The 21446-nt window shown below is 49.5% G+C and carries 19 protein-coding genes; 17 read left to right on the top strand and 2 right to left on the bottom strand.

The annotated features are described in order from the left end of the window. Positions 1 to 111: 111 nt before the first annotated feature. The 17 genes from tilS to lysS all read left to right on the top strand — a co-directional run bounded on the left by tilS (position 112) and on the right by lysS (position 18478). A complete protein-coding gene (gene tilS / locus OEL90_RS13435; protein WP_300689361.1) occupies positions 112 to 1557 on the top strand; it encodes a tRNA lysidine(34) synthetase TilS in 1446 nt (481 codons plus the stop codon). A gap of 91 nt (positions 1558 to 1648) precedes the next feature. Continuing rightward, positions 1649 to 3700, top strand: a complete 2052-nt coding sequence (gene ftsH / locus OEL90_RS13430; RefSeq protein WP_291399801.1) for an ATP-dependent zinc metalloprotease FtsH — start codon at positions 1649 to 1651, stop codon at positions 3698 to 3700. Positions 3701 to 3969: 269 nt separating this feature from the next. After that, positions 3970 to 5142, top strand: a complete 1173-nt coding sequence (locus tag OEL90_RS13425) for an NAD(P)-dependent malic enzyme (RefSeq protein ID WP_414635024.1) — start codon at positions 3970 to 3972, stop codon at positions 5140 to 5142. 289 nt (positions 5143 to 5431) lie between these two features. Then, entirely contained in the window at positions 5432 to 5749 is a 318-nt protein-coding gene (locus tag OEL90_RS13420; RefSeq protein ID WP_291399804.1) for a DUF3870 domain-containing protein, read from the top strand. Between the two features lie 370 nt (positions 5750 to 6119). Continuing rightward, on the top strand, positions 6120 to 7796 hold the full coding sequence (locus OEL90_RS13415; protein ID WP_291399806.1) for an acyl-CoA mutase large subunit family protein: 1677 nt from the start codon (positions 6120 to 6122) through the stop codon (positions 7794 to 7796). A 24-nt stretch (positions 7797 to 7820) separates the two neighbouring features. Beyond that, complete coding sequence (locus OEL90_RS13410; RefSeq protein WP_291399808.1) at positions 7821 to 8216, top strand: cobalamin B12-binding domain-containing protein; 396 nt, start codon at positions 7821 to 7823, stop codon at positions 8214 to 8216. A gap of 11 nt (positions 8217 to 8227) precedes the next feature. Continuing rightward, a complete protein-coding gene (gene meaB, locus OEL90_RS13405; RefSeq protein WP_291399810.1) occupies positions 8228 to 9157 on the top strand; it encodes a methylmalonyl Co-A mutase-associated GTPase MeaB in 930 nt (309 codons plus the stop codon). A gap of 66 nt (positions 9158 to 9223) precedes the next feature. Continuing rightward, positions 9224 to 9631 (top strand): methylmalonyl-CoA epimerase, encoded by a 408-nt coding sequence (gene mce, locus OEL90_RS13400; RefSeq protein WP_291399812.1) that lies wholly within the window; start codon positions 9224 to 9226, stop codon positions 9629 to 9631. Between the two features lie 23 nt (positions 9632 to 9654). Then, positions 9655 to 11202: a methylmalonyl-CoA decarboxylase subunit alpha gene (mmdA, locus tag OEL90_RS13395; RefSeq protein WP_291399814.1), complete on the top strand. Its 1548-nt coding sequence runs from the start codon at positions 9655 to 9657 to the stop codon at positions 11200 to 11202. Between the two features lie 20 nt (positions 11203 to 11222). Further along, on the top strand, positions 11223 to 11660 hold the full coding sequence (locus tag OEL90_RS13390) for an OadG family protein (protein ID WP_291399815.1): 438 nt from the start codon (positions 11223 to 11225) through the stop codon (positions 11658 to 11660). 75 nt (positions 11661 to 11735) lie between these two features. Continuing rightward, positions 11736 to 12155, top strand: a complete 420-nt coding sequence (locus tag OEL90_RS13385; protein WP_291399817.1) for a biotin/lipoyl-containing protein — start codon at positions 11736 to 11738, stop codon at positions 12153 to 12155. 31 nt (positions 12156 to 12186) lie between these two features. Next, a complete protein-coding gene (locus OEL90_RS13380) occupies positions 12187 to 13320 on the top strand; it encodes a sodium ion-translocating decarboxylase subunit beta (RefSeq protein WP_291399819.1) in 1134 nt (377 codons plus the stop codon). Positions 13321 to 13458: 138 nt separating this feature from the next. Next, complete coding sequence (locus OEL90_RS13375; RefSeq protein WP_291399821.1) at positions 13459 to 14439, top strand: biotin--[acetyl-CoA-carboxylase] ligase; 981 nt, start codon at positions 13459 to 13461, stop codon at positions 14437 to 14439. A gap of 14 nt (positions 14440 to 14453) precedes the next feature. Continuing rightward, positions 14454 to 15230, top strand: a complete 777-nt coding sequence (locus tag OEL90_RS13370; protein ID WP_291399823.1) for a type III pantothenate kinase — start codon at positions 14454 to 14456, stop codon at positions 15228 to 15230. 14 nt (positions 15231 to 15244) lie between these two features. Beyond that, positions 15245 to 16204 (top strand): tRNA dihydrouridine synthase DusB, encoded by a 960-nt coding sequence (gene dusB / locus OEL90_RS13365; RefSeq protein WP_291399827.1) that lies wholly within the window; start codon positions 15245 to 15247, stop codon positions 16202 to 16204. Between the two features lie 251 nt (positions 16205 to 16455). Next, positions 16456 to 16932, top strand: a complete 477-nt coding sequence (gene greA / locus OEL90_RS13360) for a transcription elongation factor GreA (protein WP_291399829.1) — start codon at positions 16456 to 16458, stop codon at positions 16930 to 16932. A 16-nt stretch (positions 16933 to 16948) separates the two neighbouring features. Next, a complete protein-coding gene (gene lysS / locus OEL90_RS13355) occupies positions 16949 to 18478 on the top strand; it encodes a lysine--tRNA ligase (RefSeq protein ID WP_291399831.1) in 1530 nt (509 codons plus the stop codon). Between the two features lie 225 nt (positions 18479 to 18703). On the opposite strand, the gene OEL90_RS13350 is transcribed toward lysS, so the two are convergent. Beyond that, on the bottom strand, positions 18704 to 19795 hold the full coding sequence (locus tag OEL90_RS13350; protein WP_300689350.1) for an alpha/beta hydrolase: 1092 nt from the start codon (positions 19793 to 19795) through the stop codon (positions 18704 to 18706). A gap of 82 nt (positions 19796 to 19877) precedes the next feature. Further along, the gene (locus OEL90_RS13345; protein ID WP_291399835.1) at positions 19878 to 21053 is read right to left on the bottom strand and encodes an ATP-grasp domain-containing protein; all 1176 of its coding nucleotides are present in this window, start codon (positions 21051 to 21053) and stop codon (positions 19878 to 19880) included. Between the last annotated feature and the right edge of the window lie 393 nt (positions 21054 to 21446).

The following is a 21446-nucleotide window of genomic DNA, read 5'->3' as shown; positions in this document are numbered from 1 at the left end:
AGCGCTTAAAGTGCTATTTCTTAAGATTTGGTGAAATCTTTAAGGATGGCCTGAAAAAGTTTACCGGACATGGTAAGATGAAGTGGATTATGGAATGAGGTATTTGCAGAGGTGGAAGTTGCGTTGGTCGATAGTGAAGTCTTAGGTGTCGATTTGGTGGCGCAGCTGATCAAGACGAATCAGCGCTATCAGATGTTCGAACAGGGAGAAAGTATCGTAGTCGGGGTTTCCGGAGGGCCGGATTCGCTGGCGCTTCTGCACGCGCTGCTGACGCTCAGGGAAAGCTGGGGCTTGAGACTTGTGGCCGTTCACGTACATCATGGTCTCCGCGGTGCGGCTGCAGATGCGGATGCGGCTTTTGTCCGGCTTTTCTGTCTGAATCACGAAGTGCCCTTTTATCTGTTTGAGGCGGATATCAGTGCTTTGTCCCGGGAATCAGGGGCTTCCTTTGAAATGGAGGGACGAAAGTTTCGCTACGAGGCTTTCGATCAGGTCGCCTTGGAAGAGGGCTGTGCCAAAATTGCCGTGGCCCAGAATCTGAACGATCAGTGTGAGACGGTGCTGATGCGGCTCTTCAGAGGCGCCGGGCTAAAAGGGCTCGGCGGCATCCTGCCTGTCAGGGACGGACGTATTATACGCCCGCTGATCGAGGTCCCGCGGACGGCTATTGAGGCTTATTGCAGCCAGAATGATTTAGAGCCGAGGATGGATCACACCAATCTGGAGGCGGATTACGAACGAAATCGAATCCGACTGGAGGTCATTCCCTATTTGGAATCCCATTTTAATCCAAGGCTGGCGGACACTTTGTCCAGAACTGCGGATTTGTTCAGGGAAGACGAACGGCTTCTCGAACGCGTGACTCAGGAGGCGTATGAGTCGATCAGACTGCCAGGGGCCAGCGCTTCGAAGCATGAAGCCGGCATGTCGTTAAAGACTTTTTCCGGGTATGAACCCGCCTTGAAAAGAAGGCTGATCCGGCATCTTGCCAGGGAGGCCTGCGGCGGGGTCCTGACGGATTTCAGCCAGGCACACACTGAAGCCGCGCTTGAGCTGGCAATGCGTCATGAGGGGAGCAAATCTCTGCAGCTTGGCGTCGTGGAGGCAGAGCGGGTGTATGACGTCCTGCGGATGCGCAGGCTGGGTGCTGAGTGTCTGAATGATTCTGAGACGGCGCTGGGATTGCAGCTTTCACACTGCGAAGAAAATCCTTTGGAGTGGGAAGTGCTCGTAGAGCCCGTCACGCGTGAGCAGTGGCAGCTGAGGCGAGTCAATTCGAACGGGATTGCCGTGGATCTCGATGTGCTTCAAGGGGCGCTGCGCGTCCGGTACCGTGAAGCTGGTGACCGTTTCAAGCCCTTTGGCATGAAGGAAAGCAAAAAACTCAAGCGTTTTATGATTGATGAAAAAATTCCTGAGGCACAGAGACATAAAATTCCTCTGGTATGTGATGAGAACCGGATCATTTGGGTATACGGGTACCGTATGTCTGAAGAAGTCCGAGTTGGACAGTCGACAGTCAGAATCGGCTGGCTGACGCTCAGGCGAAAGGCGTAAAACTCAATATTTTGAGTGGCAGTCTGAGTTGTTCCCATGTTGAAAATATGTTAGAATGACGAGTATGCACTTAAGCTCTAGGAGGAATTATATGCGAAAGATGTTTAAAAACGCAGCGTTTTATATATTTGTCTTCCTGCTGATCCTGATGATCGCGAGACAGGTGATTCCAACAACCGAAACGGAAATTGTGAATCTGACGCTGACGGAACTGGTTAGCAGTATTGAAGAAGGAAAAGTTAAAACCATCAATCTGGTTGAGAACAACAGCGTTCAGGGCACACTTCAGGATGACGCGGTCTTCTATTCGTACATCCCTTCTGTTTTGTCTGAAGATGTTGGAAAGTACTTGTTCGACGCCATGACCAAAGCAGGTCTGGAGGTTACCGGAACGGCGCCGGCTCAGGAGCCGTGGATTCTGTCCCTGCTGCCTATGATCTTTGGCGTGTTGATTTTAGTCGTTCTGTGGTTTGTGTTCATGCAAAATTCCCAGGGCGGCGGCAACAAAGTTATGTCCTTTGGAAAAAGCCGTGCGAAAATGATCAAGGAGGATAACTCCAAGAGGATTACGTTTGCAGATGTAGCCGGATTGAAAGAAGAAAAGGAAGAACTGTACGAAGTGGTGGACTTCCTTAAAAATCCAAAGAAATATATTGAGCTTGGCGCTCGGATCCCAAAAGGCATTTTGCTGATTGGACCTCCGGGTACCGGTAAGACGTATCTTTCCAGAGCGATCGCCGGAGAAGCCGGGGTACCGTTCTTCAGCATCAGCGGCTCGGATTTTGTCGAGATGTTTGTGGGCGTCGGCGCGAGCCGTGTTCGAGATCTCTTCGAAAACGCAAAGAAAAATTCACCGTGCATTATTTTCATTGATGAAATTGACGCGGTTGGCCGTAAGCGCGGCGCCGGTCTTGGCGGCGGCCATGATGAACGCGAGCAGACCCTCAATCAGCTCCTCGTAGAGATGGACGGCTTCAGCGAGAACGAAGGCATTATTCTGATGGCAGCCACAAACCGGCCTGACATCCTGGATCCGGCGCTTCTGAGACCAGGCCGCTTTGACAGGGAGATCACAGTAGGGCGACCTGATGTGAGGGAGCGAGAGGAGATTATTCGCGTCCATGCGAGAAACAAGCCTGTCGCTGATGATGTCGACTTCAAGACACTGGCAAAAGCAACACCTGGATTTACGCCGGCGGATATTGAGAACCTCTTGAATGAAGCCGCTATACTCACAGCCAGAAAGAGCGAGCGCAAAATAAGAATGAGAACCATTGAAGAAGCGACAACCAAAGTCATTGCAGGCGTTGAGAAGAAATCCCGCGTCATCAGTGAAAAAGAACGTCGCCTCACAGCCTACCATGAAGCGGGTCATGCCATACTGGCAGCGATCATCCCTGAAATGGATCCGGTGCAGCAGATTACAATCATTCCACATGGCAGGGCGGGCGGTTTTACAATGCAGCTGCCACAGGAAGACAGAAACTATATGACCAAACGCCATATGGAAAATGAATTGATCGTTCTGCTGGGCGGACGTGTGGCAGAGAGGCTCATCCTGCATGACATCAGCACGGGCGCTCAAAACGATCTTTCCAGGGTCAGCGACATTGCCCGGGCTATGGTAACGAAATACGCCATGAGCGAAAATCTTGGCTCCATGTCCTACGGCAGCGAAGAAGAGGTATTCCTCGGCCGCGACATGACGACGCGCCGCAACTTCTCTGAGCAAGTAGCGGCGGATATAGACCGCGAAGTCAGACGTTTGGTGGACGACGCCTATGACGAGGCTATGCGCATATTGAGCGAGAATATTGACAAGCTTCACCAAGTCGCGAATGCGCTTCTCGAGTACGAAACCATAAATGGCGAAGAGTTCAGCATTGCGCTCGAGTCCGGGTTTGAAGCGCTCAGGGAGAAGAAAGAGCATGAAGAGAAACAGCTAGAGGCGGATCGTCTGAAGGATATCGCTATTTATGAAGCGGAGCAGAACCGTTTGAAGGCAGCGCGCGAAGAAGCGCAAAAGCCGGCGGACCAAGAGCAAGCTAATTCGAAACCAAAGTCTGAAGCGGAGTCAGAGCAGCAGACCTCCGAAACTGCTCAAGCGGTGACAACGGAGAAGACGGAAGATGAACAGCACTAAACCGCAGCGTTAATTTACTATTTGGAAGAAGGCACAGCTGATTAGCAGGTTGCCTTCTTCTTTTTTGTGGCTTTAAGTTGAATCGGGATGTGAGTCGGTGTCAGTGTGGAAGTCGGTGTCAATAGGCGCAAGCCGCTGACGCCAACTTCCCAATACCAGCTTCCTGCCCTTCAAAAAAACAATGCGCAACGCTTGACGGGTTGCATAATCAATCATAATATGAATGAGATAAGGTATTCATGAGGTTTTCAGAAGAGAAAGGTGGCTAAATGATGGACTATAATCAAATGGCGTTGGAATTACATGAGAAGCATCAAGGGAAAATTGCGGTGGTGTCCAAGGTAGAAGTTGCGGACAGCGTGGACTTATCCGTGGCTTATACGCCAGGTGTGGCTGAACCGTGCAGAAAAATTGCTGAAAACAAAGAAGAGGTGTACCGTTATACCAGCAAAGGCAATCTCGTTGCGGTGGTGACAGACGGTACAGCAGTCCTCGGCCTCGGCGACATAGGCCCGGAAGCTGCGCTTCCGGTCATGGAGGGAAAGGCTATTCTGTTTAAGACGTTCGCAAATGTCGACGCTTTTCCAATCTGCCTTGCAACCAAGGATGTGGACGAGATCGTACACGCGGTCAAGCTGCTTGAGCCGGTGTTTGGCGGCATCAACTTGGAGGATATTTCCGCGCCGCGCTGCTTTGAGATCGAGCGCAGACTCAAAGAGGAACTGGACATTCCGGTTTTCCACGATGACCAGCACGGAACGGCTATTGTCGTTCTCGCCGCTTTGATCAACGCCTGCAAACTCACCGGCAGAAAGTTTTCAGAACTGGATGTCGTCATCAGCGGCGCTGGGTCAGCGGGACTTGCTATTGCAGAGCTCCTTCTCGAGCGCGGTGTGGGCAATATTGTGGTGTGCGACCGCCGTGGCGCGCTGTCCAGCCTCAGTGATCATGCCAATGGCGCCCAGCGTCAGCTTATGCCTCGCCTGAACAAGCGGGATGAGCAGGGCTCACTGGCGGAGGTTCTCAGCGGCAAGGACGTGTTTATTGGCGTTTCCGGTCCGAATATCCTAAATGGGGAAGCCGTTGCCGCCATGGCGGACAAAGCGATCGTACTCGCTATGGCGAATCCTATTCCGGAAATTATGCCGGATGAGGCACTCAAAGCAGGGGCTTATATCGTTGGTACCGGCCGTTCTGATTTTGCGAACCAGGTCAACAACGTACTCGCTTTTCCAGGCATCTTCAGAGGCGCGCTGGATGTAAGGGCCCGCGACATCAATATGGCCATGAAGATCGCGGCAGCGGAAGCCATAGCGGCAACCGTGGACGAGGATCTGCTGACTCCGGAATACGTCCTTCCAAAAGCGTTTGATCCTCAGGTTGCAAAAAATGTCGCGGATGCAGTGCGCAAGGCTGCAGTCGACAGCGGCGTTGCAAGATAGGATGCCGATGGCGGGTTAGGCTCTAAAAGGATGGCAAGTGACCATCGGCAGCACAAAATCATTAAAAAAGGCACAGGCATTCATTTTGCTGAAGGATAACATAAAGTCATCCTGCAAAATTGGCTGCAAATGTGCCTTTTTTCTAATTATACGGGTATAATTGTATACAAGCGTTGAAATATGCGGATTTTTTTTTATTATTTTGTCCTGAAATCCTTGTTATTAAATTTACAAAATCAAAACCTCATGTTAATATGAAAGTAAGATTTCATTTTTGGTGGGTGCGCGCATGAAAACATCCGAAATTTTCGTCTCGGGATATGCCAGATTGCCTCAAGGTATAACAGCTGAAGAGATGTACACGGTCATGGTTGTCGGAATGATTGTCGACAGGGATACCGGGCTGATTTTGGACGCTGAGTGCTCTTTAGTCACGGATCTCGCCAAAAAATTCATAAAAGAATTGCTGGTTGGGAAGTCTCTGGATCACATCACAGAAATTGAAGAAGTCCTAACGCAAAGATATTTCGGGTCAGCCCGAAAAGCGTTAATTTCTGCAATTAAAATTGCATACGAGAAGTACAGGCAGGTCCTCAGCGAATCCTAATTCAGAGACGCCTGGAAATTTAACTTGATTTTCAATTGGGCAGAATGACCTTCTGTTCACACCCTGAGGATCACCAGTTAGATGACCGATTGGCTATGCTTTATTGTAGCTTTTTTTGGAATCTAACTTTTTTTATTGTCACTAATCTATAAGTTTCCAGATTACATAACAAAGGGAGGAATGCTCCGAGGATCATTCTGAAAGGCGTGTCTGTTTCAAGTCGGGAGCAGCGGTTAAATAAATTAAGCCAAGCGCAGCAAGTGGCGTTGTTATTAAACCGACTCAGCCTGAATTCCATGCTTCATGACTTTGACGAAACTGCAAGATCTGATATTCTAAAAACCGAGCAATCAAGAGGAGGAAATTTTGCATGTACGAAAAGGAAAAGATTGACGCATTAAAAGCAAAAGTCAATGCTTACAATGAAAAAACAGAAGCTTCCCTCGCCAAGCGTCCTGAACGCTATAAGGTCTTCGAAACGGGTTCTGGCGAACCAGTCAACAGACTTTATACACCGGTTGATGTTGAGGGGCTCAACTATGAGACAGATCTCGGCATTCCAGGCCAATTCCCGTATACACGCGGCGTTCAGCCGACCATGTACCGTGGTCAGCTCTGGACTATGCGTATGTACGCTGGCTTTGCGACTGCAGAAGAATCCAATAAGCGTTACAAGTTCCTCGTAGAGCAAGGTTCAAGCGGACTTTCTGTCGCATTTGACCTTCCTACTCAGATTGGCTATGACTCAGACCACTCTCTTTCAGAGGGTGAAGTTGGCAAGGTTGGCGTCGCTATTGACTCACTTGCGGACATGGAAATACTCTTCGACGGTATTCCCCTTGACAAGGTTTCCACCTCTATGACTATCAATGCGCCAGCTTCTGTCCTTCTTGCCATGTACATAGCTGTAGGCGAAAAGCAGGGCGTTTCAGCAGAAAAGCTCCGCGGCACAATTCAGAATGACATCCTCAAGGAGTACATTGCACGGGGCACATACATTTTCCCAACTGATCCGTCCATGAGACTGATTACTGACATTTTCGAATTCTGCTCCAAAGAAGTCCCGCAGTGGAACACTATCTCCATTTCCGGCTATCACATTCGTGAAGCGGGTTCTACGGCAGCTCAGGAAGTCGGCTTCACGCTTGCTGATGGTATTGCTTATGTTGAAGCGGCAATCAAAGCCGGCCTCGACGTAGACAGCTTCGCACCGAGACTTTCCTTCTTCTTCAACGCCCATAACGACCTTCTCGAAGAAGTGGCTAAGTTCAGAGCGGCAAGAAGACTTTGGGCAAAAATCATGAAAGATCGTTTTGGAGCAAAAGATCCAAAATCCATGGCACTTAAATTCCACACGCAAACAGGCGGTTCTACGCTGACAGCTCAACAGCCTGACAACAATATTGTCCGCGTTGCAATCCAGACTTTGGCAGCCGTCCTTGGCGGCACACAGTCCCTCCACACAAACTCAAAAGACGAAGCACTGGCGCTCCCAACCGAAGCTTCCGTACAAGTTGCACTCAGAACGCAGCAGATCGTCGGCTATGAAAGCGGCGTGACCAATACAGTAGACCCGCTTGCCGGCTCTTACTACATTGAAGCTAAAACTTCAGAAATTGAAGAGCAAGCCATGGCTTACATCCGCAAAATCGACGAGCTCGGCGGCGCGCCGCGTGCGATCGATCTCGGTTATATCCAGCAGGAAATTATGGATGCGTCTTATAAATACCAAAAAGAAGTTGAATCCAGCCAGCGCATTGTCGTAGGCATGAACAAATACCAAGTCGAAGAAGCTGCACCGCAAGGCCTGCTCCGCGTTGACCTTTCTGTCGGTGAAAACCAGAAAGCAAGACTCGCTGAACTTCGTGCCAAGCGTGACAATGCAGCGGTTGAAGCAACACTTGCAGCACTCAAGACAGCTTGCGAAGGCACTGAAAATGTCATGCCTTTCATTCTCGACGCGGTTCGCGTGTACGCGACGCTCGGAGAAATTTGCGGTGTAATGCGTGAAGTCTTTGGCGAATATCAGCAAAGCGTAAATCTGTAATCGAAGGGAATGGGAGGATCAATCATGGATAGACCTATTAGAGTATTGGTTTCAAAGCCTGGCCTTGACGGACATGACCGCGGTGCCAAGGTTATTGCGAGAGCACTTAGAGATGCAGGTATGGAGGTTATTTACACCGGCCTCAGACAAACCCCGGAACAAATCACAAATGCAGCCATCCAGGAAGACGTCGACTGCGTCGCAGTCAGCATTCTTTCCGGTGCCCATGGCACTTTGATACCTAAAATTGCAGAGCTTCTTAGAAAAGAAGGCGCTGATGATGTCCTTCTCGTCGCAGGCGGCGTTATTCCGCAAGAAGATATCCCTTTCCTGAAAGAGCACGGCGTTGCTGAGGTCTTTACTCCGGGTACGCCTACAGATGTGACTATTCAATTCATTCGAAACAACATCAAGCGATAAGCGGTGATGACATGGAACTTGCTGAAAGGCTGCTCATGGGAGACAGGCGCGCGGCTGCGCGCCTGATCTCCATGATGGAAAACAAGGATCCGGAAGCACAAGAGATCATGCGTCAATTGTACAGCCAGAGCGGGAAGGCTTACGTAATTGGAATTACGGGGCCTCCAGGCGCTGGCAAAAGTACTTTGACGGACAAACTTGTCAAGCATGTTCGAAAAACAGGCGCCAAGGTTGGCGTCATAGCAGTGGATCCAACCAGTCCATTTACCGGAGGCGCCATCCTGGGCGACCGCGTTCGCATGTCGGATCTGGCGACAGATCCCGGCGTCTTTGTGAGAAGTATGGGCGCCAGAGGACATCTTGGCGGGATCTCCGAGGCTACCAGCGCCGCAGTGAAAATACTGGACATTTATGGCGCAGAATATATTTTCATAGAAACCGTAGGTGTTGGTCAGTCTGAAGTGGACATTGTCAAGAACTCTGACACGACCGTTATGGTCAGTGTGCCGGGCCTCGGTGATGACATACAGGCTATAAAAGCCGGCGTCATGGAAATTGGAGACGTTTTCGCCGTCAACAAAGCGGACCGCGACGGAGCGAATCGAACAGCGCGGGAAATTGAGATGATGCTTGACTTCTCTCACGCAGACTGGAGACCGCCGGTCAAAATGGTTGTCGCTGTAGACAGCAAAGGTATTGAGGAATTGTTTGCTGCGATTGAAGACCATCGGCATTACATGATGGAAGACGGCAAATTTATGCTGAGAAGGGCTGAAAATGCCCGAAATGAACTCCTGGAAATGGTAAAATCCCGTATTGTCGAGCAGCTGCTGAATCATGATGTCAAGGCAGAGCGCGTCGAGCAGTTGGCTATGGACGTTGCGACGCGCGTCGTCGATCCGTTGACAGCAGCAGAAGAGTTGATTCAGAGTGTGCTCTAAACAAAACGGGTTAAGATTTTATAGAAAGTAAACCAGCTTGAAAATGTTGAATTGGAGGTAACAGGCATGAAGGCTTTAAAAGTTGACCACATTGGCATAGCTGTCAGCAATCTTGACGAGGCTGTTAAGGTTTACACAGAAGTGCTTGGTCTTGAACTTGCAGGAACAGAAGTTGTCGAAGAGCAAAAGGTCAGAGTCGCATTTCTTCCTGTAGGCGATACTGAAGTTGAGCTCCTTGAATCTACTTCCCCGGATGGCCCAATCGCAAAGTTTATCGAGAAGAACGGAGAAGGCATCCAGCATATCGCGTTCAAAGTCGAGAACATTGAAGAGGCGATCCAGGCCATGAAAGACAAAGGTCTCAAAATGATCGACGAGTCACCGCGCTACGGTGCCGGCGGCGCGAAAATCGCGTTTATGCATCCTAAGAGCACAGGCCGTGTTCTGATTGAACTCAGCGAACGCAACGAGTAAAAATCGACTGGAGGTTATACGGTATGTCCATCAATAAGATAGAGGATCTGCGCAATAGAAAAGCAAAGATCATCGAAGCAGGCGGCAAAAAGCGCGTCGAGAAACAGCACGAAAGCGGTAAACTGACTGCGCGCGAGCGCATGCTCCTCCTGTTTGACGAGAACACTTTTGTTGAGCTCGATGCTTTCATGAAACACCGCTGCACCAACTTTGGCATGGAACTCGTCGACGCGCCGGCTGAAGGCGTTGTCACGGGCTACGGCTATGTCGACGGCAGACTGGTTTACGCCTATGCGCAGGACTTCACAGTCGTAGGCGGTTCCCTTGGCGAAATGCACGCCGCAAAAATTTGCAAGGTCATGGACAACGCTCTTAAAGTTGGCGCGCCTGTGGTTGGCCTCAATGATTCCGGCGGCGCTCGTATTCAGGAAGCGGTAGACGCTCTTTCCGGCTACGGTAAAATCTTCTTCAAGAATACACTGGCATCCGGTGTCATTCCACAGATCACAGCCATCATGGGCCCATGCGCCGGCGGCGCGGTCTATTCACCTGCACTGACAGACTTTACGTTCATGGTGGATCAGACGTCCCAGATGTTTATCACAGGTCCTCAGGTCATCAAGACAGTCACAGGCGAAGAAGTCAGCGCAGAAGCCCTCGGCGGCGCCATGACCCACAACAGCATCTCCGGTGTCGCACACTTCATGTCGGCAAATGATGAAGTCTGTATCGCAGAGATTCGCAGACTCCTCGACTTCCTGCCGTCCAACAACATGGAGAACCCTCCGGTGTTTGAGTCCGGTGATGATGTCAACACATTGGCTGAAGCTCTCAATACCTTGATGCCGGACAATCCTAACAAGGCTTACGACATGCACGACATCATCCGTCAGGTCGTCGACAATGGCGATTTCATGGAATACATGCCGCACTACGCTAAAAATATACTTACCGGCTTTGCCAGAGTTGGCGGCCAATCCATTGGTATCATTGCCAACCAGCCAAAGTTCCTGGCAGGCTGCCTTGATATCAACGCATCAGACAAGTCCGGCCGCTTTATCCGCACTTGTGACGCGTTCAATATTCCGCTTCTCAACATAGTCGACGTCCCAGGCTTCCTTCCTGGAACGAATCAGGAGTACGGCGGCATTATCCGTCACGGCGCTAAGATGTTGTATGCATACAGCGAAGCGACCGTGCCTAAGATTACCCTGATTGTCAGAAAAGCTTACGGCGGCGCTTACCTGGCTATGTGCTCCAAAGATCTTGGGGCCGACCTGGTTCTCGCATGGCCTACAGCTGAAATCGCGGTAATGGGACCTCAGGGCGCAGCCAACATCATTTTCCGCAAAGAGATCTCAGAAGCAGCGGATGCCGCAGCTGAGCGCGCTAAAAAGGTACAGGAATACACAGATGAGTTCGCGACACCGTACAAGGCAGCAGAGCGCGGCTTTGTCGATGATGTCATCGAACCGGCTGCAACGCGTCCTCGTATTGCGGATGCACTGAATATGCTGTCTTCCAAGCGTGAAACCCGCCCTGCGAAGAAACATGGAAACATTCCGCTTTAATCCAGCGAGGAGTGATATGAATGGGTAATTTTGAAAACTTTGTTAATCCGGAGACCATCGGCGCCATAGGTCTTGGTGAAAAAATCATCACGTCCCTGTTTGTCACGCTGCTCGGCATGGGCATAACCTTTGTCGCGCTGATCGCCATCTGGGGCATGACGGTGCTGATGTCAAAAATCATCATGGGCATTGAGAATAAGAACAAGATCGCTCAGGCTGCGACGGTGGAGGTTTCAAAGCCTTCTGCGGCGTCTGCCCCTGCTGCTCCTGCTCCTGCAGTCTCAGCTGAGGCGTCTCAGGAAGATGAAAATCTCATTGCGGTCCTTACAGCTGCTATAGCGGCCTCCCTAAACACGTCCATGCACAACATCGTGGTCAGAAATGTCAGACAGCTCCCGGATCAAACGCCGACCTGGTCGCGCGTTGGACGAACAGAGCAGATGGGCAGCAGGTTCTAGAAAACCCGCGGGTTGCCCTGAATTAAAAAAACCTGAACAAAAAAAAGAATGAACAATAGCCGAGGAGGATCTTTCATGAGAAAGTTTAATATCACGGTCAATGGCAAAGCCTATGAAGTTGAAGTAGAAGAAATTGGAGGCGTGGCAGCAGCAATGCCTGCGCGTCCGGCTGCGCCAGCGGCAGCACCAAAAGCGGCTCCGGCACCTGCTGCGGCAGCACCGGCACCAGCTCCAGCTCCAGCACCTGCAGCTCCGGCTGCAGCAGCAGCGCCTGTTGCAGGCGGCTCCACCATCAGCGCTCCAATGCCGGGCACCGTTCTCGACATTAAAGTCGCAGTAGGTGACACAGTCAAAGTCAATGACGTATTGATGATTCTTGAAGCCATGAAGATGGAAAACGAGATCATGGCTCCAGTTGCAGGTAAAGTTGCTCAAATCAGCGTTTCAAAGGGAGCTTCCGTGAATTCCGGAGACGTTATGATCGTCATCGCGTAACGAAAGAATCCCTTTGGAAGGAGATGACTAAATGTTTAATGCGGTAATTGAATTTTTGCAGAGTACCGGCTTTGTTGCCATAACGTGGCAGCAGTTGGTCATGATGGGTATCGCCTTTGTATTTCTTTATCTGGCGATCAAAAAGGGCTTTGAGCCTTTGCTGCTGGTACCAATTGCTTTCGGTATGCTGCTGACGAACCTCCCTTTGGCGGATATGATGAATCCGGGTAAAGATGGTCAAGTTGGCGGACTGCTCTATTACATGTATCAGGGTGTCAAATTGGGCATCTTCCCTCCTTTGATTTTCCTTGGCGTAGGCGCCATGACGGACTTTGGTCCGCTCATAGCGAATCCTAAATCGTTGCTCCTTGGCGCGGCGGCTCAGTTCGGAATCTTTATCACCTTTATTGGCGCGATCGCGTCGGGAATATTCAATGCCCAAGAAGCAGCCTCCATTGCCATCATAGGCGGCGCGGATGGTCCAACGGCGATCTTCCTGACGTCGAAGCTTGCGCCGCATCTTCTCGGCCCAATAGCGGTCGCTGCTTACTCCTATATGGCACTGGTGCCAATCATCCAGCCGCCAATCATGAAAGCGCTGACCACCAAGGAAGAGCGCATGATCAAGATGGAGCAGCTTCGCCCGGTTTCGAAGATGGAGAAGATTGTGTTCCCGATCTTCGTCGCAGTCTTTGTATCCATGATCGTCCCGCCTGCAGCGCCGCTGGTCGGCATGCTGATGCTGGGCAACCTGTTCAGAGAGTCCGGCGTCGTGCCTCGTCTTTCGGACACCTCACAAAATGCCATGATGAACATCGTCGTCATCTTCCTCGGCGTTTCTGTTGGTGCGACCACAACCGCTGAGAAATTTATCAATCTTCAGACCATTGCTATAGTCATACTGGGTATAGTAGCGTTTGGTTTCGGTACAGCTGCGGGTGTTGTACTTGGCAAGGTTATGTGCAAGCTTTCCGGCGGAAAAATCAATCCGCTCATCGGTTCCGCAGGTGTATCTGCAGTACCAATGGCAGCGCGTGTTTCCCAGGTCGTCGGTCAGAAAGAGAATCCAAGCAACTTCCTTCTGATGCACGCCATGGGTCCAAACGTCGCAGGCGTAATTGGCTCTGCGGTTGCAGCCGGTATTTTGCTGACGCTGTTCCAATAATAAATGCATTTTGAATTGAAACTTTGGGACTGTTGCGGGATGATTCGATTCATTCCGCAGCAGTCCTTTTGACATCCATTGAAATTTTCTTTGAAACAGTGTACTATTGTTAGCAGTATGAACAAAGCGGGTGATTAATTGAAAGGTAAACTTCTTGAACTTCTCAGACAGCATAAGGGGAAGACACTTTCCGGTCAGGATCTATCCGGACAGTTTGGCGTTTCCAGGACTGCGGTCTGGAAAGCCATTGAGGCGCTGAGAGCAGAAGGTTATATCATACGTTCGAGTCCCAGACTGGGCTATGAGCTGGTAGAAGAACCGGATGCTCTGGGACCCACGGGGGTATCCTCAATTGCCGCAAGTTCAGACTATCTGGATGTGGGTTTCTTTTTTCACCAAATTGATTCGACAAACTCCGAAGCCAAGCGGTTCGCGGAGGAGCATCCGCGACAATGCGCACTCTTTGTAGCGGAGGAGCAGACCGCGGGGCGCGGCCGCCTTGGAAGACACTGGATGTCAGAGCGGGGGACAGGCCTTTACTTGAGTTTGCTGATCCGGCCGGACATAGAGCCTTCCAGAGCATCACGGGTAACGCAGATCGCAGCAGTAGCAGCTGCGGAAGCAGTTGAAGCCGTAACCGGCCTGGAGACACTGATTAAATGGCCTAACGATCTGGTCATTCAAGGGAAAAAAGTATGTGGTATTCTGGCGGAATTAAGTGCGGAAATGACTGCGGTTAATTATCTGGTAGTTGGTATTGGCATCAATGTGAATCAATTTATATTCCCTGATGATATCAAAGAGAAAGCCGCTTCACTGCATATTCTGACGGGCAGGCGCATAGACCGTCAAATGCTGCTCGCTGAATTGGTCAGTAGGTTTGGGCGCTATCTCAGCGCACTTACACAGAACGAAGCGCTGGAAAAGATGCACCAGGTGTATCGCTTAAAATCAGCCACATTAGGGAAAGAAGTCCGCCTGGTGGGCAAACAGAATCGAACTGCACGCGTTATTGACATCACGAAGGAAGGCGAATTGCTGGTTGTCTATCCGGATGGAGAACGCGACCTCATACATTTTGGCGAGGTCTCAGTCAGAGGCCTTGACTTTTACGCATAAAGGTGGTTAAAGCCATGTTGCTGGCATTTGACGTAGGCAATACCAATATTGTTTTAGGTGTGTTTAAAGATCATAAATTGGTTACGCATTGGCGTATGTCTACAGACAAAGGGAGATCCGCGGATGAGATTGGCATTTTTGTCGATCAGTTATTTAAATATGAAAGTTTGTCGCTGGCGGATGTGAAGGCAGTCATTATTTCTTCCGTTGTTCCAACGATCATGTATTCACTGCAGCACATGGCCATTAAGTATTGCAACACAGAAGCCATGGTGGTTGGCCCCGGCATCAGGACAAGTCTCAATATTAAATATGACAATCCGAAGCAAGTCGGCGCGGACCGTATTGTCAATGCCGTAGCGGCGATTGAGAAATACGGCGGACCGGCCATAGTCGTGGATTTTGGAACTGCCACGACCTTTTGCGCCATTACCGAAAACAGAGAATATCTCGGAGGGACGATCATGCCCGGGATCAAGATTTCGAGCGATGCCCTCTTTGAGAAAACTGCCAAACTGATGCGGGTTGAGCTGATCAAACCGGAAACGGTTGTCTGCAGGAATACAGCCGAGAGCATTCAGTCTGGCATCATCTACGGCTATGTCGGTTCCGTGGATTATATAGTCGAGCGGATTAAGCAAGAGATGAAATGGAAAAATCCGCGTGTGATCGCGACGGGGGGACTTGCATCTCTCATTGCGACAGAGTCCAAGTGGATCGAGACGGTCGACAAATTCCTGACGCTGGAAGGGCTCAATATGATCTACCACATGAATACGGACAAGAATTAACGGGGGATGCTTTGTTGAAGATTGGTACATTTGAAATCGAAAGCCCCGTGATTCTCGGGCCAATGGCCGGGATCACAGACCTCGCTTTCAGAAAAATCTGCAGAGAACAATTCAAGGGATTGATGGTCTCTGAAATGATCAGCGCAAAGGCCATGGGCTTTAAGGACAAGAAGACCGCTCAGATGCTGGTGACAGTTCCTGAGGAAATGCCGCTGTCGATTCAGCTGTTTGGTTCAGAACCTGAAGCCCTTGGGGAAGCTGTAATTGCCCTTCAGGAACACCCCTGTTCGGTGATCGATTTTAATATGGGGTGTCCTGCGCCCAAAATCGTTGGGAACAGGGAAGGCTCTGCGCTGATGAGAGACCCGGAGCTGGCTGAAGCCATTGTCAGGACCATGGTCCGCAATTCATCCAAGCCTGTCACGGTTAAGTTCAGAAAAGGTTGGAACACTTCGGAAATCAACGCGGTAGAATTCGCAAAACGCATGGAAGCTGCGGGGGCTGCGGCAATTACGGTCCACGGCAGAACCAGAGACCAGTTTTATTCCGGAACAGCGGACTGGGAAATCATTCGGGAAGTTAAAGAAGCGGTCAAGGTACCTGTGATTGGAAATGGGGACATTTTTGTCTATCAAGACGCCCTTCGCATGGTGGAACAGACAGGCGTGGACGCGGTCATGGCGGCGCGGGGCGTTCAGGGCAATCCTTGGCTGTTGGGGCAGGCGGAAGCAGCGCTGCTCGGCCGGCCTGTACCGGAGCTGCCCTCCGAGAAAGCACGTATAGAAATTGCTGTTCGCCATTTCTTAGGGTTAATCGAGGAAAAGGGCGAGCATGTTGCCGTCCTTGAAATGCGTAAGCACGCGGCGTGGTATCTGAAAGGCATCCATGGCGCCGCCAAACTAAGAACTCTGATTAATGTGGAGAAAGATCCCGATCGAGTGATTCAAATTCTCAGAAGCGCACCGAGTGAATAGGCCGCCTTTGACAAAGTAGAGCCACGGTACGACTAGGCTACAATTATGGAACAGTGCTATAAAAAGAAGCAATCCTTGACATAAAATGTCTTCTTCAATATAATAGTGAAATAAGTTATTGCGAACATTCGCTCTAATTAGGCTGAATGCTTGAAATGACAAAGGTTAAAGAGTTTTTTACTGCAACTGCACTGAACATTCGGTGCATTTTTCTCTGTAGAGAATCAATTCATGGAGAGGTGTGACTTGCGATGATGTCTAAAGAAGTACTCATGACACCAGACGGGCTCAGAAAAATAGAAGAAGAACTCGATCATCTTAAATCCGTTCGACGAAGAGAAATTGCGGAGAAGATCAAGGCCGCGCTCGCCTTCGGAGATATCAGCGAAAATGCTGAGTATGATGAGGCAAAAAATGAACAGGCTGAGCTTGAAAAGCGTATAATGAAACTCGAGGGAATCGTTGGCAACGCCAAGCTGATCGATGAATCAGAGATAAAAAAGGATGAAGTCAGCGTAGGTTCTATGGTTACCGTTAAAGATATTGAATTTGATGAAGTGATGGAGTATTCAATTGTAGGGCCAACAGAAGCAGACCCTTATGAAAATAAAATTTCCAATGAGTCTCCTGTCGGGAAAGCTCTGATCGGCAAACGTGTTGGCGAAACGATCGAGGTTCAGGTTCCGGATGGGTTCGCAAAATTCCAGATCATGAAGATCGGAAGATAGTCGGAGGTGGCAGAACGTGAGTGAGGAACTGAGTTTAAGCGAGGTACTGCAGGTAAGACGGGATAAGCTCGCAAAGCTCCGCGAAATGGGCAGAGACCCTTTTATCCACGAAAAGTTTGTAAGAACTGCTATGAGCGCAGAGATTCACAATAATTTCGAAGTTTTTGAAGGCAAGGAAGTGCGCATGGCCGGTCGCATTATGGCGAAGAGAACCATGGGCCGTGCTTCGTTCTTTGATATTCAGGATATGGATGGCAGAATTCAATCTTATATTCGTGAAGATGCCATAGGCGAAGCGGAATATGAGATTGTCTCTACGTATGATATCGGTGACATAGTCGGCATTGTCGGTATTGTGTTCAAGACCAAGAAGAACGAAGATTCTGTCCGTGTGTCAGAAATCCTGCTGCTCAGCAAATCCCTTCAGATCCTGCCGGAAAAATTCCATGGTCTGAAAGATACGGATACGCGTTATCGTCAGCGATACGTGGATTTGATCGTCAACCCTGAGGTCAAGAAGACTTTCCTTCAAAGAAATAAAATTTTGAGAGCGGTCAGGGAGTACCTCGACAACGAAGGTTTCCTCGAGGTCGACACGCCAATCCTCGGAACTATTGCCGGCGGCGCTGTGGCAAGACCTTTTATTACGCACCACAATACCCTGGATATCGATATGTACATGAGAATCGCCAACGAACTTTATTTGAAGCGGCTCATTGTGGGTGGTTTTGATAAGGTTTATGAAATGGGCAGAATGTTCAGGAACGAAGGCATGTCTATCAAGCATAATCCGGAGTACACTGCAATTGAAGTTTACGCGGCTTATGAAGACTTCCAATATATTATGGAACTGACGGAAAACCTGGTCGCCCACTGCTGCGTCCAGGCAAACGGCACAACCAAGGTCAATTATCAGGGCATTGAGATTGACTTTGCGCCGCCTTGGAGAAGGCTGCCTATGACGGAAGCGGTCAAACTTTATGCCGGCGCTGACTTTGATACAGTCAAGACGGATGAAGAGGCGCGTGAATTGGGCAAAAAGCTCGGTCTTGACGTTGACAGCAGCATGAAAAAAGGCCATGTCATCAACGAGGCATTTGAAACCTTCTGCGAAGAGCATCTCATTCAACCGACCTTTATTACGCACCACCCGGTTGAAGTGTCCCCTCTGGCGAAGCGCAATCCTGATAATCCAATGATCACCAACCGCTTTGAAGCTTTTGCCAACACGTGGGAAATTGCGAATGCCTTCTCTGAGCTCAACGATCCTATCGATCAGCGCGAGCGCTTTGAAGAGCAGGTTAATGCCCGTGAAGGCGGCGACGAAGAGGCGCATATGATGGATGAAGATTTCCTCAATGCTCTTGAAGTCGGGCTCCCGCCAACCGGCGGCCTCGGCATTGGCATCGACCGCATGGTTATGCTCCTGACGAACGCAGCCTCCATTCGCGACGTTATTCTATTCCCGACTATGAAGCCTATCGGCAAACAGGAATCGGGAAGTAAGAAGCAAGGCGCGGAAGAGTCAAAGGAAGAAGAAGCATAGTGCCAAAGCTGCAGCGACACTTCGGCCAGCACGCTAAAAGGCAGGCTGAAGGGCCAGACTTAAAATAAGGTAAAATATAAGCCGCTCATCACCAGCGATAGTCGTTGGCAATGAGCGGCTTTTTTGTGCTTAAGAAACACGCAAGGTGATTCGTGTTGTGACCAGTGGGGTGGTCCAGGCGCGGCAGTCATCCGAAGGGGCCAGCGAGCGAGGTTTTGGACGATTTTACCTGTTGCGCTGCCGTCCGGCTTCCCGTTTTGATTTTTTAGGTGCAATGACGCTGCATTTACAAGCGGCTTTCAACTTATCGAAAGATCCATGCAAGACTGCCGTGCCAACAGCGTTGGGATAAAGCTGCAGATCCCAGCCCAGACTCAATATTTCAGGTGAGGCTGACCAGCATGTGGCATCAAACGGCGTCACACAGAAGCCGCTGTCGTAGGCCAGGACAGGTCTCAGAAAATGCGTCAGATCACCCTGGATGACTGAGTCCGGTGCATGCAGCTCAAGGTTGGCGGGCGCCCCAATGTCGCCAAACAGGTACAACAGCGGACAGTGGGCGCGCATTTGCCAGTCGTATTCGCTGTGCTTGCCGCCGGGGACGATCCAAGCTTCCATTTCAAAGTTGGATTTCGAATGGTCACGCAGTTCAAGCAGTCGACCCAGAACCACGTCAAAACCCTCTTTGAGTCCGCCCTCAGCATCACCCATATCAATCCACAATTTCTCAGGCATACCTGCCGGATCAAGACTGTCCACATAGGGCAGCAGGTCTTTGGGACTCCACCAGAAAGAGGGTGAGACAATGCCAAGCTTACCGAAGACATCTGGCCGATGGGTACCCATCATAAACGTGATCAGTCCGCCCATGGAAGACCCCATGAGCCCCGTATTCTCAGGCCCGGTCATCACCCTGAAATTGGCTTCGATAAACGGCATGACATCCTCCAGCACAAAGCGCTCATAAAGTGCGCCGCGGCCCTTTACGTTCTTTCCAAAGGAGTGGTAGTCGTAGTGGGCATATTCGCTGAGGCGCGCCTCACCAATGTTGGCAATGCCCACAATGATTATTTCTTCCATAGCGCCGCCCTGGATCAGCTCGTCCGCCGTCTGGTGGATTTCCCAGCCCATGCCTGAGTAGGAAGACTCGCCGGTGAAGATATTTTGCCCGTCGTGCATGTAGAGGACCGGATAATGTCGTTCCGCTTCGAGTCGGTAGGAAGGCGGCAAGTAGATGTAAAGTGATCTGAAGTTGTCAAGAGCCCTGGAGTAAAAACGGTGCAGGAAATTACAATCTGGCTGTGAATAGTCGTTCATAGCGGGTCCCTCTCATTTTGAAAAAATGCTGCCGATGGTCATTACAACGTCACTTACACTTACTCGCGCTTATTGTGGCTGTTTACGCTTGTTTGGCGAGTATTTCACGTCGAATTTCAAGGCCTTTCTCATGATCCGCGGTCCTAAAGATGATGCCATAATCACCAATAGCAGATGAAAAAATCTTTTCAACTTTATAGTGATGCACGATTTCGTTTTTATAAGTTTCCAGAACATTCTCCAGAGAATGCTTATAATTCATGCCGTCCCTTCTGCCAATGTAGAAACAGCTATACGGACGTGTCAGCTGCGCTTCGAAGACATTCTTAGTGACAATGTTGGCATATTCTTCGAAAATATTGATGTCGTTGGCATAATTGAACATATCTACTATTTTACCGCCAGGGAGTCTTGCGTTCAATTCCAGTGCAATGATCTCATTGTCCGGCATGACGAAGAGCTCAAGGTGAAAGAAGCGCTCTTTCATCTTAAAGGCGTGGATCGCTTTTGTGCCCATTTCGACGACTTTTTCATTCAGTTTTTTCGGAATGTAGAAATCCATGTCATCGCCATGATTTACGGATTCCATGACACCCGCACCATAAACCAGTGAGGAATGGAAAACGATCTCACCGTTTTGATCGATCAGACCATCAAAAGAATAAATGTTGCCGGTTATAAACGCTTCCATAATATAAACAGTCTGTGGATCGACAGCGTCTCTATGTGCCATGAAAGCTTCAAGCTTTTCTTTTGAGTCAATTTTATGTGTCCCCATTGCGCCGACGCCGCAATCTGGTTTAACAATAACGGGGTAACCATGCTTTTTAATGAACTTTTCCGCGTCTTTCATGGTGCCAATCAAAGTGCTTGGCGCAACCTCAAGCCCCGCCTTTTTAAAGATTTTTTTCATGCCGGATTTGTATTTGACCCGGCTCATGTCTTCAGTTTTAAAACCAGGGATATTGAAGTCCGTTCTGAGTCTCGCGTCGGATTCCAACCAATGCTCAATATGGGATTCGATTCTGTCAATTTTTCCGTATTTGTGGGAGAAAAAAGCGACAGCTTTAAACATTTGCACATAATCTTCCATGGAATCGACACGGTAGTACTCGGTCAGTGCTGCCTTTAATTCAGCGGGAAGCGTATCGTAAGCATCTTCCCCTATACCTAGAACATTGACTCCTTCGTTTTTAAGCGCGACAGAAAACGGAATGAAGTTTGCAGGAAAGCTTGGTGAAACCACTATATAGTTCATAAAAACGCACACCTTTCATTTATTAAATTTTTACCATATTATCACAAGATGAAGAAGTTTCCCAGTTGAAAATTGTAATGTGTGCAAAAGTTATGTAAATCAACGGTAAAATCATGGATTGGTGAAACGCTGTCTGTTGAAAGGATACAGCGGTTTGACGAATAAATTTCGAAAATAAATGAAAAAAGTGTTGACGTGGGGGTAGGACATAGATATAATTAAAAAGTCGCCGATTCAAAGGTGAGCAAACGCAAGACAAGTAAGACACATTCGATCCTTGAAAACTAAACAGTGTACAACCCAAAATTCTGAAATAAAAAGTCGGTTCTGCTTGGAACCGGCGAAGTGATTTCTGATTATGGAAATAACGGAAGTCAGCGAAGTAACTTGAAG

Source organism: Acidaminobacter sp. (assembly GCF_030247605.1).
Classification (GTDB): domain Bacteria; phylum Bacillota; class Clostridia; order Peptostreptococcales; family Acidaminobacteraceae; genus Acidaminobacter.
This window is presented reverse-complemented; position numbering and strand designations above follow the sequence as displayed.